Annotated in this window: 13 protein-coding genes; all 13 read left to right on the top strand. The window is 62.2% G+C overall.

The window, feature by feature from the left end:
- The first annotated feature begins 2 nt into the window (after positions 1 to 2).
- The 13 genes from adiC (at position 3) to FAS41_RS11425 (ending at position 16,682) form a co-directional block, all read left to right on the top strand.
- The gene (gene adiC, locus FAS41_RS11485) at positions 3 to 1,514 is read left to right on the top strand and encodes an arginine/agmatine antiporter (RefSeq protein ID WP_138522268.1); all 1,512 of its coding nucleotides are present in this window, start codon (positions 3 to 5) and stop codon (positions 1,512 to 1,514) included.
- A 100-nt stretch (positions 1,515 to 1,614) separates the two neighbouring features.
- The gene (locus tag FAS41_RS11480; protein WP_138522266.1) at positions 1,615 to 3,900 is read left to right on the top strand and encodes an Orn/Lys/Arg family decarboxylase; all 2,286 of its coding nucleotides are present in this window, start codon (positions 1,615 to 1,617) and stop codon (positions 3,898 to 3,900) included.
- A gap of 386 nt (positions 3,901 to 4,286) precedes the next feature.
- On the top strand, positions 4,287 to 4,799 hold the full coding sequence (gene fae / locus FAS41_RS11475; protein WP_138522264.1) for a formaldehyde-activating enzyme: 513 nt from the start codon (positions 4,287 to 4,289) through the stop codon (positions 4,797 to 4,799).
- A 10-nt stretch (positions 4,800 to 4,809) separates the two neighbouring features.
- Positions 4,810 to 5,844, top strand: a complete 1,035-nt coding sequence (locus tag FAS41_RS11470) for an aldo/keto reductase (protein ID WP_138522262.1) — start codon at positions 4,810 to 4,812, stop codon at positions 5,842 to 5,844.
- On the top strand, positions 5,841 to 7,280 hold the full coding sequence (locus FAS41_RS11465) for an NAD-dependent succinate-semialdehyde dehydrogenase (RefSeq protein ID WP_138522260.1): 1,440 nt from the start codon (positions 5,841 to 5,843) through the stop codon (positions 7,278 to 7,280). The genes FAS41_RS11470 and FAS41_RS11465 overlap by 4 nt, the downstream gene beginning before the upstream one ends.
- Positions 7,281 to 7,377: 97 nt before the next feature.
- The gene (locus FAS41_RS11460) at positions 7,378 to 8,739 is read left to right on the top strand and encodes an MFS transporter (RefSeq protein ID WP_138522258.1); all 1,362 of its coding nucleotides are present in this window, start codon (positions 7,378 to 7,380) and stop codon (positions 8,737 to 8,739) included.
- A 274-nt stretch (positions 8,740 to 9,013) separates the two neighbouring features.
- Positions 9,014 to 9,517, top strand: coding sequence for a transcriptional regulator (locus FAS41_RS11455; protein WP_138522256.1), 504 nt, complete (start codon positions 9,014 to 9,016; stop codon positions 9,515 to 9,517).
- Between the two features lie 61 nt (positions 9,518 to 9,578).
- Positions 9,579 to 9,902 (top strand): hypothetical protein, encoded by a 324-nt coding sequence (locus tag FAS41_RS11450; RefSeq protein ID WP_138522254.1) that lies wholly within the window; start codon positions 9,579 to 9,581, stop codon positions 9,900 to 9,902.
- 53 nt (positions 9,903 to 9,955) lie between these two features.
- The gene (locus tag FAS41_RS11445) at positions 9,956 to 10,564 is read left to right on the top strand and encodes a hypothetical protein (RefSeq protein ID WP_246084862.1); all 609 of its coding nucleotides are present in this window, start codon (positions 9,956 to 9,958) and stop codon (positions 10,562 to 10,564) included.
- Positions 10,565 to 10,634: 70 nt separating this feature from the next.
- Positions 10,635 to 11,801 carry an efflux RND transporter periplasmic adaptor subunit gene (locus FAS41_RS11440; protein ID WP_138522252.1) on the top strand — a complete coding sequence of 389 codons (1,167 nt, stop codon included), beginning with the start codon at positions 10,635 to 10,637 and terminating at the stop codon, positions 11,799 to 11,801.
- Positions 11,802 to 11,811: 10 nt separating this feature from the next.
- On the top strand, positions 11,812 to 14,988 hold the full coding sequence (locus FAS41_RS11435) for an efflux RND transporter permease subunit (protein ID WP_138522250.1): 3,177 nt from the start codon (positions 11,812 to 11,814) through the stop codon (positions 14,986 to 14,988).
- Positions 14,988 to 16,412 (top strand): efflux transporter outer membrane subunit, encoded by a 1,425-nt coding sequence (locus tag FAS41_RS11430; RefSeq protein WP_138522248.1) that lies wholly within the window; start codon positions 14,988 to 14,990, stop codon positions 16,410 to 16,412. Before FAS41_RS11435 ends, FAS41_RS11430 begins: the two co-directional genes overlap by 1 nt.
- Positions 16,413 to 16,493: 81 nt before the next feature.
- Positions 16,494 to 16,682: a hypothetical protein gene (locus FAS41_RS11425; protein WP_138522246.1), complete on the top strand. Its 189-nt coding sequence runs from the start codon at positions 16,494 to 16,496 to the stop codon at positions 16,680 to 16,682.
- The last annotated feature ends 34 nt before the right edge of the window (positions 16,683 to 16,716 follow it).

Below are 16,716 nucleotides of genomic sequence, written 5' to 3'. Positions count from 1 at the left end.
CGATGGAACAAGCCGACAGCAACAAGATCGGGGTGGTGGCAGCCACCCTGATGGTGGCGGGAAACATGATGGGCTCGGGCGTGTTCATGCTCCCGGCCAACCTTGCTACCACCGGAGGTATCGTCCTCTATGGCTGGTTCATCACCATTGTCGGCGCCGTGTCGCTGGCGCTCGTGTTCGCCAAGCTATCGGCCATCGACCCCGCCGCCGGAGGGCCGTACGCCTACACCAAGAAGTCCTTCGGCAACTACATGGGCTACCAGACCAACCTGATCTACTGGTTGGCCAACGTGGTGGGCAACGTCGGCCTGGCTGTCGCCGGGCTGGGCTACCTGTCTCACTTCTTCCCCAGCCTGAAGGACCCGCTGGTGTCGGCGATGGCCCAGATCGCGGTGATCTGGTTCTTCACCTACGCCAACATCCTCGGCCCTTCGGTGGTGGGCAAGCTCCAGTCTTTCACCACGGTCTTTGCCCTGTTCCCCATCATCGGCATGGCCTTGCTGGGATGGTTCTGGTTCAGCGGTGACATCTACGAAGCGGGCTGGAACGTCTCCGGCAAGAGCGGCTTCGAGGCGGTGGGTTCGACGCTCAACTACACGTTATGGGCGTTTATCGGCGTTGAAAGCGCCTCGGTGTCTGCGGGCGTAGTGCGGGATCCGGCGCGCAACGTGCCTATCGCGACGGTTGGCGGCGTGCTGATCGCGGCTGTCTGCTACGTGCTCAGCTCCACGGCGATCATGGGCATGATCCCGAACAAGGATCTGCTCGCTTCCAGCGCGCCATTCGCCGATGCCGCGCGCTTGGCGCTGGGGGATACCGCCGCCAACGTCGTGGCGCTCTGCGCGGCGATCGGCTGCCTCGGGTCGCTGGCCGGCTGGACGCTGCTGGTCGGACAGACGGCCAAGGCAGCGGCGGATGACGGCCTGTTCGGCAAGGTCTTCGCCAAGGTCAACGCCAAGGGGGTGCCGTCGGCGGGTTTGGCCATCGTTGCGGCGATCATGAGCATCCAGGTGCTGGCGACCATGTCGCCCACCGCCAGTGAACAGTTCGGCAAGATCGCTTCCATCGCGGTGATCATGACCTTGCTGCCGTACATCTACTCGGCCATCGCCATCAAGGTGATGGGCTACAAGAAGATGCCCGCCAGGCAGTACGGCTTCTACACCTTCGTCGGCATCATCGCGGCCATCTACAGCCTGTGGGCGATGGTCGGCTCCGATGGCGAGCAGACGCGCTGGTCGCTGATCTTCGTGGTCTCCACGATCATCTTCTACGAGCTGTCGATCAACAGCATGCGCGCCGTCGAGGAGACCGGCATCCATCCGGGTGGCGTCTCGCCGGGCTGGATCCGCTTCGGCACCCTGGCATTGACCATCATCGCGCTGGTGGCGATGTTCTGGGTCTCGGTCGGCCGCCACGACAACCTCAACCTGCGCCCGCGGGTGCCGCAACCGGTGGCTGGCGTTCCTGCCGTCGCTGCCGCACCGGCCGCCACTGTACTCCCCTCCCATTGATCCCTTCGCCTGCACGCGCCTTCTCCGATGGCGCTGAAGGCGGGGCAGGCGCCTGCCTGGCTGGCGGCGCGGGAGCCGCCAGCCGATTCTAGGAGTTCCCATGTCTGAGTCCGTTACCAAGAACACGCTGGATATCGTGGTCCTGATGGCCCATGAGTCGCTGGAACAGGCCACTTCAGCAGGGCGAGCCGTGCGCGCGCTGGTCCAGGACCTCGAGCGGCGCGGAGTGGTTGTTCTGATTGCCGCGAGTGCCGACGATGCTCGTGCCGTCATCGATTCGAATCCCGCGCTGCAATGTGTGCTGCTGAACTGGGAGCTGCCTGGTGGTGCGCTGCCGGTGCTGGATACGCTGCGCCAGCGGCATGCCCAGTTGCCGGTCTTCCTCATGGCGTCGCGCGGTGACGCCGCTTCCATCGACCTCAAGGCGCTGCGCCAGTCGGACGACTTCATCTGGCTGCTGGAAGACACCACTGACTTCATTGGCGGTCGCATTACCGCCGCCGTCGAACGCTATCGCGAGGCGGTGCTGCCACCGATGTTCAAGGCGCTGATGAAGTTCTCCCGTGTCTACGAATACTCCTGGCACACGCCGGGCCATACCGGCGGCACGGGGTTCCTCAAGGCACCGGCTGGGCGCGCCTTCTTCGACTTCTTCGGCGAGGAGCTGCTGCGCTCGGACCTGTCGATCTCTGTCGGCGACCTGGGCTCGCTGCTCGACCACAGCGGTCCCATCGGTGAGAGCGAGCGCTATGCCGCACGGGTGTTCGGCGCCCACCGCAGCTACCACGTTACCAATGGTTCCTCGACCTCCAATCGGGTCATCCTCATGGCCAGCGTCACCCGCGACCAGATCGCCCTGTGCGATCGCAATTGCCACAAGTCGGCGGAGCATGCGATGACCATGTCGGGGGCGATCCCGACTTACCTGGTGCCGTCGCGCAATCACCTCGGCCTGATCGGCCCGATCCTGCCGGAACGCCTGACCGCGGTGGCGGTAAAGCGCCAGGTTGCCGATAACGCATTGGCACATCCGGGCATCGATCCCACGCCGCGCCACGCGATCATCACCAACTCCACCTACGACGGTCTCTGCTACAACGTGGCGCGGGTAGAGGAACTGCTCGGGCAGAGTGTCGACCGCCTGCACTTCGACGAAGCCTGGTACGGCTATGCGCGCTTCAACCCGATCTACCACAAGCGGCATGCCATGCACGGTGATCCCGCCGAGCACACGGCAGACCGTCCCACGGTGTTCGCCACCCAGTCCACCCACAAGCTGCTGGCGGCCTTGTCCCAGGCCTCGTTCATTCATGTGCGCGACGGGCGCAATCCGGTGGAGCACGCGCGGTTCAACGAGTCGTTCATGATGCATGCTTCCACCTCGCCGCAGTACGCGATCATCGCCTCCAACGATGTGTCGGCGGCGATGATGGACGGGCAGGGTGGGGTGGCGCTGACCACTGATGCTATCCGCGAGGCGGTAGCGTTTCGCCGCTTGCTGGCGCGCCTGAGCAATGACTTTGCCGAGCAGGGCGACTGGTTCTTCGACGCCTGGCAGCCCGATGAGGTACGCGATCCGAAAACGGGCCGCAAGGTGCCGTTCTTCGAGGCGGACGAGGAGCTGCTGGTCCGCGATCCGCAGTGCTGGACCCTGGCGCCGGGAGCGCAATGGCATGGTTTCGGCGAGATCGAGGACGGCTACTGCATGCTTGATCCGATCAAGGTCTCGGTGGTGGCGCCCGGTGTTGCACCGGGCGGTGGGCTGATGCCCGTAGGCATACCTGCCGCAGTCCTCACGGCTTACCTGGCGCAGCAAGGTATCGTGGTCGAGAAGACCACCGATTTCACCCTGCTGTTCCTCTTCTCCATCGGCGTCACCAAGGGCAAGTGGGGCACGCTGGTGAATGCGCTGCTGGGATTCAAGCGTGACTACGACGCGAATCTTCCGTTGTCGCGCGCGCTGCCGCAGCTGGTCGCGAGTTGGCCGGGACGCTACGGCGACATGGGGCTCAAGGACCTCTGTGACCGGATGTTCGAATCCATGGCGGAGCTGCAGACCACCACGCTGATGGGCCAGGCTTTCTCATTGCTACCCGAGCCACGGCTGACGCCAACCGCCGCCTACGAGCAACTGGTGAGGAACAACATCGAACGGCTGACCCTGGAGGAAATGAGCGGTCGCACCGTCGCAACGGGTGTGGTGCCCTATCCGCCGGGTATTCCGCTGTTGATGCCGGGAGAGAATGCCGGCCCAGGCAGCGGCCCGGTACTGGGTTACCTGAAGGCGCTGGAAGCCTTCGACCGGCGCTTCCCGGGCTTCGCCCACGATACCCATGGCGTCGAGGTCGAGGACGGTCTGTACCGTATCGCTTGCCTCAAGGACTGACGGGCAAAGGTAGCCAGCCGACGGCGGAATGTGCTCCCTCGTCGGCTTTTTCCTGTCTGGGTGTCCATTAACTGGGGTATGAGATGAACTCATAGCTCCTTGAGTTTTTATGGTTACCGGGCCGATTTGGCCTGGTGCTAAAAATCATCGCACCAGCTCATCGACAACAACAAAGAGCGATGCGACATGATCACTTTCCTGCTTTCCCCGTCCTCGATCCGTCCTCCGTATTCCGGCCTGTCCGGTGCCTTCGTGCATCCCTCCGACTTGCCCGTCGATTCCTGATTCCCCAGCGACTTTCTCCCGGCACTCTCCGCCGGTTTTGCCATGGGCCGCGCATGCAGGCCCAGGCTTTCTTACACCCCCACGGTTCCATGAGGTACCCCATGAAAAAGCTCGACCTGTACATCGGTGAAGGTTTCGAAGGCCCCGGCGTCAACGCCGCGCACATCAACATCCTGCTCGGCCCGCGCAACGGCCCGGCCGGCCAGGCCTTCGCCGGCAGCCTCGCTTCGCCCAGCCAGGGGCACTGCCCGTTCATGGTGATCGCCCAGCCGAATATCCCGGTCAAACCCATGACCCTTTACGTGAACAAGGCCGAGATCAACGGTGACCTGCACGCCAACGCCACCTGGGGCGCGTCCCAGGCCGGCATCGCCAAGGCTGTCACCGAGGCCCTGCTGGACGGCACCCTGCCGCCGGAAGCCGAGGACGAGTGGGCCATCGTCACCGCCAACTGGGTCAACCCGAGCTGCGACGACCTCGATGCCGTCTACCTGAACAACTACAACGCCTGTCGCACCGCGATCCGCGCGGCGCTGAGCTGCAGGCCCGAGCGCGCGCAGTTGGCCGACGTGGTCAATGCCATTGCCAATCCCTTCTACACCCCCAAGGCCTGAGGTCCGCATCATGGAATACATCCGTCTCGGCCACTCCGGCCTGCAGGTTTCCAAGCTGTGCCTGGGTACCATGAACATGGGCACCCCCGACTGGAAGCCGTGGATCTTCGACGAGCAGAAAAGCGAGCCAATCGTGAAGCACGCGCTGGATGCCGGGGTGAACTTCATCGACCTCGCCGACTTCTACTCGGCCGGCGTCGGCGAGGAAGTGGTCTGCCGCATCCTCAAGCGCCTGGTGCGCCGCGAGGACGTGGTGATCACCACCAAGGTCGGCTACGGAACTCGTCCCGGCATCAACGCCAGTGGCCACTCGCGCAAGCACATCATGGATGGCATCGACGCCTCCCTGAAGCGCATGGGCATGGATTACGTCGATATCTACATGCTGCACTTCTACGACGTGAACACCCCGGTGGAAGAAGTGATGGGCGCGCTGAACGATATCGTTCGCGCCGGCAAGGCCCGCTACATCGGCGTCTCCACCATGCTCACCGGCCAGCTGGCGAAGATCCTCATGGCCTGCGAGCGCAACGGCTGGGTCAAGCCGATCAACATGCAGCTGCAGCTCAACTGCGCCTACCGCGAGGAAGAGCGCGAGATGATCCCGTTCTGCCGCGATCAGGGCCTCGGCGTCTCGGTGTTCAGCCCGCTGGCGCGGGGCCTGCTGACCGGCGACGCGAACTCCACGCGCAACCAGACCGACTTCTTCACCCAGCAGATGTATGCCGACGAGGCCTCCTTCGAGATCGCCCGCTCCGTGCAGCGGGTGGCCCAGCGCCGCGGGGTGTCCAACGCGCAGATCGCCCAGGCCTGGGTCCTGCAGCATTCGGGCGTGGATTGCATGCTGGTCGGCGCCGACACCACCGCGCAATTCGACAGTGCCCTGGCTGCGCTGGAGACCCGCCTGGACGACGAGGAGATCTACGAACTGGAACGCAACTACACGCCCTGCGACGTGATCAACGACTACACCGCCGGTAAACGCATCCTGCGTGTTGCTCGCCCCATGCATGAAGCTTTCTCGCTGACGGAGGCGGTGGCATGAGCGCGCTGCTGAAAACCGGCCACTACATCGACGGTCAATGGGTGAATGGCGGTACGACCTACCCGGTACGCAACCCGGCCACAGGCGCGCTGATTGTCGACGTGGCCCGTGGTGGTGCCGAGGAAACCAATGCCGCCATCGCCGCCGCCGAACGCGCGTTGCCGGCCTGGCGCGTGTTGACTGCCAAGGAACGCAGCGCGCGCATCCGCCGCTGGGGCGAACTGATGCTGCAGCGCCAGGACGATCTGGCGCGCCTGCTCAGCACCGAGCAGGGCAAGCCACTGGCCGAGGCCAAGGGCGAAGTCGTCTACGCGGCAAGCTTCCTCGAGTGGTTCGCCGAGGAGGCCAAGCGCGTGTATGGCGACGTGATCCCCTCGCACAAGAGCGATGCGCGCATCGTGGTGATCAAGCAGGCGATCGGTGTGGTCGCTGCGATCACACCGTGGAACTTCCCGCTGGCGATGGTCACCCGCAAGGTCGGACCGGCGCTGGCGGCCGGTTGCACGATGATTCTCAAACCGTCGGAAGAAACGCCACTGTCGGCCTTCGCCCTCGCGGTGCTGGCGGAAGAGGCGGGTATTCCGGCGGGTGTATTCAACATCGTTTCCGGCGATGCGCCGGCCATCGGTGGCGCGATCCAGGCGTCCGGTGCGGTGCGCAAGCTGTCCTTCACCGGCTCGACCCGCACCGGCAAGCTGCTGATGCGCCAGGCAGCGGAGACACTGAAAAAGGTCTCGCTGGAGCTGGGCGGCAACGCCCCCTTCATCGTTTTCGACGACGCCGATATCGATGCCGCCGTGCGCGGCGCCATGGCCTCGAAGTTTCGCAACACCGGGCAAACCTGTGTTTGCGTGAACCGCTTCTATATCCAGGACGGGGTGTACGACGCGTTCGTTTCTCGCCTCACCGATGCTGTACGCGCCATGCGCGTGGGCAATGCGCTGGAAGGCGAGACCGAGCAGGGCCCGCTGATCAACGAAGCGGCGCTGGCCAAGGTTGAGCAGCACGTCGGCGATGCCCTGGAGAAGGGCGCGAAGCTGCTGTGCGGCGGCCGTCGTCATTCGTTGGGCGGCACGTTCTACGAGCCAACGGTACTGGCCGAGGCGAGTCCGAGAATGCTGATTGCCAGCGAGGAAACCTTTGGCCCTGTCGCTGCCTGTTTCCGATTCCGCGACGAGCCTGAAGTCCTGGGTCTGGCGAACGATACGCCCTACGGTCTTTCCGCCTATTTCTACAGCCGTGACATTGGCCGCGTCTGGCGCATGGCCGAAGGCCTGGAAGCCGGCATGGTCGGCATCAACGAAGGAATCATCTCCACCGAGGTGGCGCCCTTTGGCGGCATCAAGGAATCGGGCCTGGGCCGTGAGGGTTCCAGGTACGGCATTGAGGACTACGTGGAGATCAAGTACCTGCTCATGGGCGGCCTGTCCGCCTGACGCCCCACCCAAGGAGTTCTGCCTCATCCGCCGCGCCGTTCAGGGCGCGGCGGCTCAACCTCGCTGTGTTTCCAATAACAAAAAATCGGAGACGATCATGTCGGGTCAACCAGTCAAAATCGATGACCTGCCCATCGGCAGGTTCCACATCAAGATCGCCGGCCTCACCTTCGGCGCCCACTTCACCGATGGCTACATCCTTGGCCTCATCGGTATTGCCTTCACCCTGATCAACCCGCAGATGGCGCTGACGCCTTTCTGGCAGGGCCTGATCGGCAGCTCCGCGCTGCTCGGGCTGTTCTTCGGCAGCCTGTTCTTCGGCTGGATCTCCGACCACCTCGGCCGGCAGAAAATCTTCCTCATCAGCTTCGTGCTGATCACCATCGCCTCGGTGATGCAGTTCTACGTTGAGTCCGCGATGCAGCTGTTCCTCTGCCGGGTGCTGATCGGTATCGGCCTGGGCGGTGACTTCAGCGTCGGCCACGCCATGCTCGCCGAGTTCTCCCCGCGCAAGCACCGAGGCGTGTTGCTGGGCTCGTTCAGCGTGATCTGGACCTTCGGCTATGTTGCCGCCACCTTTGTCGGTACCGCGCTGCTGCCGCTGGGCGATGATGCGTGGCGCTGGATGCTGGCCTCCTCGGCGATCCCCGCCGCGATGATCCTGATCGCCCGCATCGGCACGCCCGAGTCGCCGCGCTGGTTGATCCACAAGGGCCGCGTCGAGGAAGCCCGTGCCATCGTGCACAAGCACCTGGGCGCCAACGTGGAAATCGACGAGGAGGTCGTCACCCGCAAGCACGCCGGCTACAGCGCGCTGTTCAGTCGCGAGTACCGCAAGCGCACCGCATTCAACTGTCTGTTCTTCATCTGCATCGTCATGCCGTACTTCGCCATCTACACCTTCCTGCCGTCGATCCTGCAGAAGATGGGGCTGGCCGAAGGCTTCGGCACCGAGATGATGCTCAACGCGCTGCTGGTGGTCGGGGCCCTGCTGGGCATCTGGTGCACCATCAAGTTCACGCGCCGCGGTTTCCTCATCAACTCTTTCCTGATCCTAGCCGCTTCGCTGTTCCTGCTGGTGTTGCTACCGGGCAGCATGGCTTGGCTGATGGTGGCGTGCTTCGGCCTGTTCACCCTGGTGCTGTCGGCGGTGAGCAACCTGGTCGGCGTCTACCCGGCGGAAAGCTTCCCCACCGAAGTGCGAGCCGGCGGCATCGGCCTGGCCACGGCGGCCAGCCGTCTGGGTTCGGCGCTGAGCACTTTCCTGCTGCCGGTCAGTGTGGCGGGTATCGGCCTCAACCCGACCATGGCGATTCTCGCCGGCATCCTGCTGCTGGGCGCGATCATCTCCATCGCCTGGGCACCGGAGACCAAGTACCTCACCCTCACCGATGCCTGTCGTAGCGACGCCGGTGAAGTGGTGAGCAAAGAATCGGCCAAGGGCACAAGCCTGGCCTGACCCGCGAGCAGGGAAGCTCCGAAGGGCGTACCGGAAAACCGGTACGCCCTTTTTTGTTGCCAGCAGGCTTTGGGCGGCCGGCTGTTCCTCAGTCTTTGGGCTTGTTCCCGTAGGAAATTGGCGCAACTGACTGAAGGTCTGTCCGTATCGTTTTTTCCGCGATTTCAGCGTGCCGGATGCCGATTAAGGTAACCACTCCTGCCTCGAATGGCTTGTCGCGCAAGGCTTCAAAAGCCAAGCGCCCCAGGCGATCTGTCCTCAATAAGGAGTTGTTATGCACTTTCGTCCAGCAGTTGCTGCCCTGGCATTCGGTTGCCTGCCGTTTTTCGCATTCGCCGACGAAGTCAGTGAGAAGACCCGCGATGAAATGAAACGGCATCAGGAGGAGATCAAGACCCAGCTCTCTGACGTGGAATACAACCGTCGCCGTGTTGTCGAGCGCAACATTCAACTGGCGCCGGCAGAGGCTGAGGCCTTCTGGGGCATCTACAACATCTATCGCGCGGAAGCGGACAAGGTCGATACCGATGCCTTGGCACTGAGTCTGGATTTCGTTCGCAGCCTGGAACGGGGCTCAGTGGGTGAAGAGCAGGCGCGGGATCTGCAGAAACGGGTCTTTGATCTGGAAGATCGCCGTCAGCAGCTCAAGGAGACCTATGTCACGAGAGTGGCGAAGGAGGTCTCTCCGGTGCGCGCCCTGCGATTCCTGCAGATCGAGAGCCAGCTCGATGCCCTGGCTTTGATCCAGACCAATCGCTCTCTGCCATTGGCGGAGTAATTCCGCTGACTTCAGGCTCACCGCTTGTTGGGCCGCTCTTCCGCATTCCGAGGTCGCCTTCATGAAGATATTTTCCCCAGTGGCCGCGTTGATGGTTTCTGCCCTGCTGGGCGGCTGCATGACCGATCAACAATTTCTCGCCCAGAACCAGAGCGCGGCGATCAATGCCACCGTCTCGCGCGCGAAGTTCGAACTCAACTGCCCTGATGTCACGGCATCCGTCCTCTCAAGCAAGGTCACCCAGGTTCAGTTCGCCTACGCGAACAACCGCACCGAATACACCATCGGTGCCCGTGGCTGCGGCCGTCAGGCGGTGTACATCACTTACTGCCTGGACCCGGATACCTGCAACGCCATTAGCGATACCGCACGGGTCAGCGAGTGACACAGCCGGATTTTGACTCCTTTCACCACGACGAGCCCAAGGAGGGTTCAACCATGCATATGCTCAAATCCCTGCCGATGATCAGCGCACTGGCGCTGGCGTTCGCCACTCCCGTGATGGCTGCCGATATTCCTCTGGGCGGTGCCGTCGAGGCTGACGAAGTCGTGACCAAGGTGATTTCCGTCGACGCCAAGGACCGCCGTGTCGTGGTCGCGGACGCAGCGGGCAAGCCGGTCACCGTTCAGGTCACCGATGCCGCCCAGGACCTGGATCATCTGAAACCCGGTGATGCCATCGGGGCTCTGGTCATCCACTCCACCGCCTTCGACCTCGATACCCAGGTGCAAACTCAGGCTCCAGGCGGTTTCGAGGCTGACGGCGCCGCCATTGCCACGCCGAGCAACCCCCATCCGGGCGGCGACGCTTTCCGCATGGCCCGCGTGCAGCTGAAGATTCTTGGCGTCAACCTGAAGAAGCATCAGATCACCTTCGAAGGCCCCGATGGCAGCAACAAGACCGTCTCCGTCGACGATCCGAAACTGCGCAGCAAGATGGGCGAGCTGAAGGCAGGCCAGATGCTCAACGTGACCTACGAGGACACCCTGCAGATCGTTACCGCTCATCCGGCAACTGCCGCAGCGGCGACCAAGTCGGCTCAGTGATCTGATCACGGAGCCTCCGGACGCCGACGGGGGCTCCGTTCCAGACGCGGCGACGATCACGGGATCTGCTATGCGCTTGACTGATATTCGTTACCCAGCAGCGGCATTGTTCGTTGCGTTATCTCTGACGGCATGTGGTCCGGAGAACAAGGCGCCTGCCAGTGCCATTCCGATCGACGTCACCACGGTAGTCACTAAGCCCACATCCTTACCGGCGAGCTTCACCTTCGTTGGTCAAACGCAGAGCCCCCAAGCGGTAGACATTCGTGCACGGGTCAGTGGATTCCTGATCAAACGCAACTACACCGAAGGCTCGATAGTAACGGCCGGTCAGTTGCTGTTCGAGATCGATCATGCGCCTTTCCTCGCAGACCTGGCGTCGGCGAAGGCGGAATTCCTGGCACAGAAGGCGCGCTACGAGCGCGCAAAGGCCAACCTGGATCGTGTACTGCCGTTGGCGGCCGAGAATGCATTGAGCCCGAAGGATCGCGACGATGCCATCGGCAGCGCCAAGGCAGCCGAGGCATCGATGCAGGCGGCGCAGGCCCAGGTGCAAACACAGGAGCTGAACCTCTCCTACACCTATGTTCGCTCGCCGGTGGATGGCGTCAGCGATTACGCACGAGTCAACGATGGGTCCTATGTCAACACCGAGAACAGCCTGCTGACTACTGTATCGACGCTGAACCCTATGCGTGTGGTGCTCAGCGTCAGTGAAGATCAGTTCCTGGCCATTCGTGCGTTGCATGATAGCGGTCGTATGAGCATGCCTCAGGATGGCCGTATGCAAGCCAGTCTATTGATGGCTGATGGCACCACATACCCTCAGGCAGGGGTCGTGACCTTTGCTTCCACCACCTTCAGCCAGCAGACCGGCACCTTCATGGTTCGCGCGGATTTTGCCAACGCAGAGAGCGCGCTACGACCCGGACAGTTCGTGCGGGTCACGTTGACCGGCGCCAATTACCTCAATGCGATTCAACTGCCGCAGCGAGCGGTCATGCACGGCCCGAAAGGGGATTTCGTGTTCGTTGTTGGGAAAGACAACAAGGCCGAAGTGCGTCCGGTCCAGGTGGCTGACCCGAGCGGCGAGTTCTGGCGAGTCGAGTCGGGTCTCAAGGGTGGTGAGCAGGTGGTTGTCGATGGTGCAGGCAAGACAACTTCCGGAGCGCCGTTGAAAGTGACCGGCGATGCGCCGATCGGAAGCTTTGGTGCTGTCAAAGCCACGGCAGAGTGAGGGGGGCGTCATGCTTTCGCGTTTCTGCATTACCCGTCCGATCTTCGCAATGGTGCTCTCACTGATCATCATCATCGCCGGCGGCGTCTCTATCTTTTCGCTACCGGTGGCGCAATACCCCGATATCACGCCGATCCAGATTACGGTGACCGCAACCTACCCGGGTGCGGATTCCCAGACCATCGCTTCCACCGTTGCTGCCCCCATCGAAACCCAGGTAAACGGGGTCGACAACATGCTGTACATGCAGTCGGTCAGTTCGCCCACCGGGCAGATGACCCTGAACGTGTACTTCGATATCGGTACCGATCCGGACATCGCGCAGGTCCAGGTACAGAACCGGGTCAGCCAGGCACTGGCGCAGTTGCCTCAGTCCGTTCAGCAGAATGGCGTGGATGTTGAGAAACGGTCCAGCAGCTTCCTCATGCTCATCGGCGTCTACTCGCCGGACGACAGCTTTGACCAGAGTTATGTCGGCAACTACGCGAACTTGTATGTGCTCGATACGATCAAGCGCATCCAGGGCGCCAACCAGGCGGAAATCCTGGGCGACGCGGACCTGGCGTTGCGAATCTGGTTGCAGCCGGACCGGATGGCCGAGCTCAAGATCACGGCGGCAGATGTGCAGAATGCCGTCAGCCAACAGAACCAACAATTCGGTGCGGGCAACATCGGCCAGGCACCCTCGGCCGGCAAGATGGAGCTGACCTATCCGTTGGTGACGCCGGGACGGATGAAGACTGCCAAGGAGTTCGAGGACATCATTCTGCGTGCCGACTCCAACGGCACCGCCATCGTTCGCCTGGGCGACGTGGCGAAGGCCGAGATCGGCCTGAACCAGTACAGCATGAGGTCAGCGCTCAATGGCAAGACCGCGACGATGATCGCGGTCTATCAACAGTCAGGCTCGAATGCGCTGCAGGTTTCGACCAACGTACGCGCGGCCCTGGAGGACATGTCGAAGACATTCCCCGATGGCATTGCCTATGCGGTTTCACTGGATACCACAGAGTTCGTTCGTTCCTCGATCCATGAGGTGGTGATGACCCTGCTGATCGCCATTGTACTGGTGGTGCTGGTGGTCTTTGTTTTCCTGCAGAACGTGCGCAGTACGCTGATCCCGGTCGCGGCGGTGATGGTGGCGGTGATAGGTACGTTTGGTGCACTGCTCGCTCTGGGGTTCTCGATCAACCTGCTGACCTTGTTCGCCTTGGTGCTGGCCATCGGCATTGTGGTGGACGATGCGATCGTAGTCGTGGAAAACGTCGAACGGAACATGGAGCAGTTCAAGCTGAACGCTCGTGACGCCACGCTGCGAGCAATGGAGGAGGTCACAGGTCCGGTCATTGCCATCGTACTGGTCCTGTGCGCGGTGTTCATACCGGTGGCATTCGTTAGCGGAACCACGGGGCTGCTGTATCGCCAGTTTGCCCTGACCATTGCCTGCTCAGTGACCATCTCCGGTTTTGTCGCCTTGAGCTTGTCGCCGGCCTTGGCATCTTTGATTCTCAAGCCGGGTCGGCATACCCGTTGGAAGGGCTTCCAGTGGTTCAACCAGGCATTCGACAAGCTGACCAAGGGGTACGTGAAAGTCGTGTCGGTTGTCGTGCGTCGGAGCTTGGTCGCACTGACATTGTTTGCCGTCATGCTGGTGTGCATCGGGGTGCTGTTCTCGCGTATTCCAACCAGTTTCGTGCCGGAGGAAGACCAGGGGTATCTGCTGGTGGCTGTCATCATGCCCGACTCGTCGAGCCTGGATCGAACCGAAGCAACGACCGAGCAGGTCGCCAAGCTGTTCCGTGAGCATCCTGCTGTGCATGACGCGACCGCGGTGGCAGGTTACAGCTTCATCGATAGCCAGCAGGAAACCAACATGGGGACGGTGTTCGTCAACCTGAATCCATCCGAACAGCGTTCGGGTGAGGCTCTTTCGGCAGAGGGGGTGGTTAAGGCGCTGTACCCGAAGCTGGCGCTGATTCCCGAGGCTCGGATCATCCCGATCAACCCGCCCTCCATACCTGGCCTGGGCACCCAGGGCGGCTTCGAGTTCTGGGTTGAGAATCGCGGTGACGGTGACGCCAAGGAACTCCAGGCGGCAATTTGGAAGCTTATTGGTGCCAGCGCAAAGTATCCGGAGCTTTCGGGGTTGATCAGTACTTTCCAGGCGTCGACCCGACAAATGCTCGTGAAAGTCGATAATGCCAAGGCGGAAACGCTCGGGGTGCCTATGGCTGATGTCTACGGGGCACTGCAAACCCAGTTCGGCTCGTCTTATGTAAGTCAGTACGTGCTTGGTAGTCGTGTATGGCAGGTGATTCTTCAGGGGGCTCCTCAGTATCGCAGTGCTCCGACTGACCTGGGGTATCTCTACGTCAAGCAGAAGAATGACCAGATGATCCCGCTCTCCGCACTGGTGAAAACCGAGTTCACTTCAGGGCCGAGCCTGGTGACTCGCTTCAACAACTTCCCCGCCGCCAAGATCAATGGCAACGCGGCCCCGGGCTATAGCTCCGGCGATGCTATCGCCGCCATGCAAAAGCTTGCCGCGGAAGAGCTTCCGGCAGGCTACAGCTACGCCTGGAGTGGTGAGGCATTCCAGCAGAACAAGTCGGGCAACACCACCGTGCTGGTCTTTGTCTTCGGCATCATCATGGTGTTCCTGATCCTGGCGGCGCAGTACGAGTCCTGGGCGCTGCCGCTGACCGTTCTTAGCGCGGTGCCGTTCGGCATCTTCGGAGCGCTGGTGGCGATCTGGGCGCGTGGCATCCCCAACGACGTGTACTTCCAGATCGGGCTGGTCACCCTGGTGGGGTTGGCAGCGAAGAACGCGATCCTGATCGTCGAGTTCGTCATCCTTCAGCGTCAAGCGGGGCTCTCGCCCCTGGACGCGGTACTCAAGGCCGTCGAATTACGTCTACGTCCAATCATCATGACCTCCCTGGCCTTCATCTTTGGCGCAGTGCCACTGGCCATCGCCACGGGTGCCGGGTCCAATTCCCGTCACTCCATCGGCACCGGCATCATTGGTGGAATGCTCGCGGCCACCAGCCTGGCCCTGCTGTTCGTCCCACTGTTCTCCTTCCTCGTCGAGCGTGCCGGTGAACGGCGGGCGAAGAAGAGAGGAGCCTCCCAATTGCCTGCTGATGTAAACGGTACAGCCAGCGACTCTGCCGCGGAGGCCCACTGATGATCACCCGGAAACTCTTGTTGGCATTGGTCGTGAGCAGTATGTCGGGCTGCATGGTAGGGCCTGACTATCAAAGACCCGAGGTTGGCCTGCCGGCATCGTATAGGACCCACCTGGCGGAGCCCTTCTCGGAGGTCGCCGGTCCCTGGTGGGGGCAATTCGGTTCCCCGACCCTGACTTCGTTGGTGAACGAGGGCTTGAGGGGGAACCTCGACCTGCAGCGCGCCACCGCGCGCATCGATCAGTTCCGTGGCCAGTTGCGCACGGTGCGAGCGGGTCTGTTCCCGCAGTTGGGGCTAGGTGGCGGAGCCAAGCGCGCGCTGAGTGATCAGTTTGTCGACACGCCGCTTGCCGGGTTCGATGGAGTGGGCAATCAGTACCAGGCGGGCCTGAATGCCAGCTGGGAGATCGACCTCTGGGGCAAGCTGCGTCGTCAGAGCGAGGCTGCCACTGCGCAACTGCTCGGTGCGCAGTATGCGCAGCGTGGCGTGGCGCTGAGCCTGGCCAGTTCGATCAGCGAGGGCTACCTCAACTTGCTGGCACTGGATGAGCAACTGTCCATTGCGGAGCAGACGGCGCAGGCGCGCAAGGAGGCCCTGGATATCTTCCAGAAGCGCTATGACCGAGGGGTGATTCGCCAGATCGAACTCAGCCAGGCGCAGAACGATTACTGGTCGACCCAGGCGACGATTCCGCCCTTGAGAGCGAAGATCAGTTCGGCGGAGAACTCGCTGTCGGTGCTGCTGGGCCGAAATCCAGGACCCATCGTGCGCAGCGAGCGCCTGTCCGCTCTGCGTCCCCCGACGGCTCCGGATGTCCTGCCGGCTACCTTGCTATCGCGTCGCCCCGACCTGCTGCAAGCCGAACAGGCCGTCGTCGCCAGCAATGCCATGGTCGGCGCGGCACAGGCGCTGTACCTGCCGGACCTGAACCTGTCAGGAATGATCGGCTTCAGCCGGGGCGAGAGCGGGCAATTGTTCGAGAGTGCATCGAAGGTCTGGAACCTGGCCCTGGGGCTGAATCAGACCGTATTCGATGCTGGCGCCATTTCCGGGCAGGTGCTCCAGGCGAAGTCCGAATATCAGCAGTCGGTTCTCGCCTACAAGGGCGCGGTGCAATCGGCGCTGGCGGACGTGAACGATGCGCTGGTGGGCACTCGGGAGTCCGCGGCGCAGTTGGCTGCGGTCGAGCAGCAGGTCACCGCGCTGCAAACATACTCGCTGCAGGCGCGTCGCTTGTACGAGGGAGGATATTCGACCTACCTGGATGTCACTACGTCGGAAGAAAAGCTTTTCGATGGGCAGTTACAGGAAGTGAACAGCCGGTTGGCCGCGCTGAACGCCTTCAACACGTTGTACCTGGCTGTGGGGGGCGAAGTGGGCCCTGATGCGTCGCTGCTTTTCGGGCCGATTGTGAATCGTTGATACGATACGGGAGACAGGTCAGTGGCCTTGGCATTATCACGTCGCCCAGGGGAGGAGCTTCGGATCTTCTGTGGCGACGATGTGAGCGATGAGGAAATCCTTGCAGCAGTGCGGGGCGAGGGGTTGGCGGTACGGGTCGATGGCGTTTACACGTCGCTTTCCCGGACGCCGATGAAGGGTGTGATGGTGCGTCTTTCGATTCGCGCTCCTCGCTGCATCGAGGTGTTGCGCAACGAGTTGATCGACAAGCCGAAACTTCCCAGCGCCTGATGACTTGGCAGCAGAGGCGCCTCTCGGAAGAAAG

Source organism: Pseudomonas nicosulfuronedens (genome assembly GCF_005877905.1).
GTDB classification, from domain to species: Bacteria; Pseudomonadota; Gammaproteobacteria; order Pseudomonadales; family Pseudomonadaceae; genus Pseudomonas; species Pseudomonas nicosulfuronedens.
This window is presented reverse-complemented; position numbering and strand designations above follow the sequence as displayed.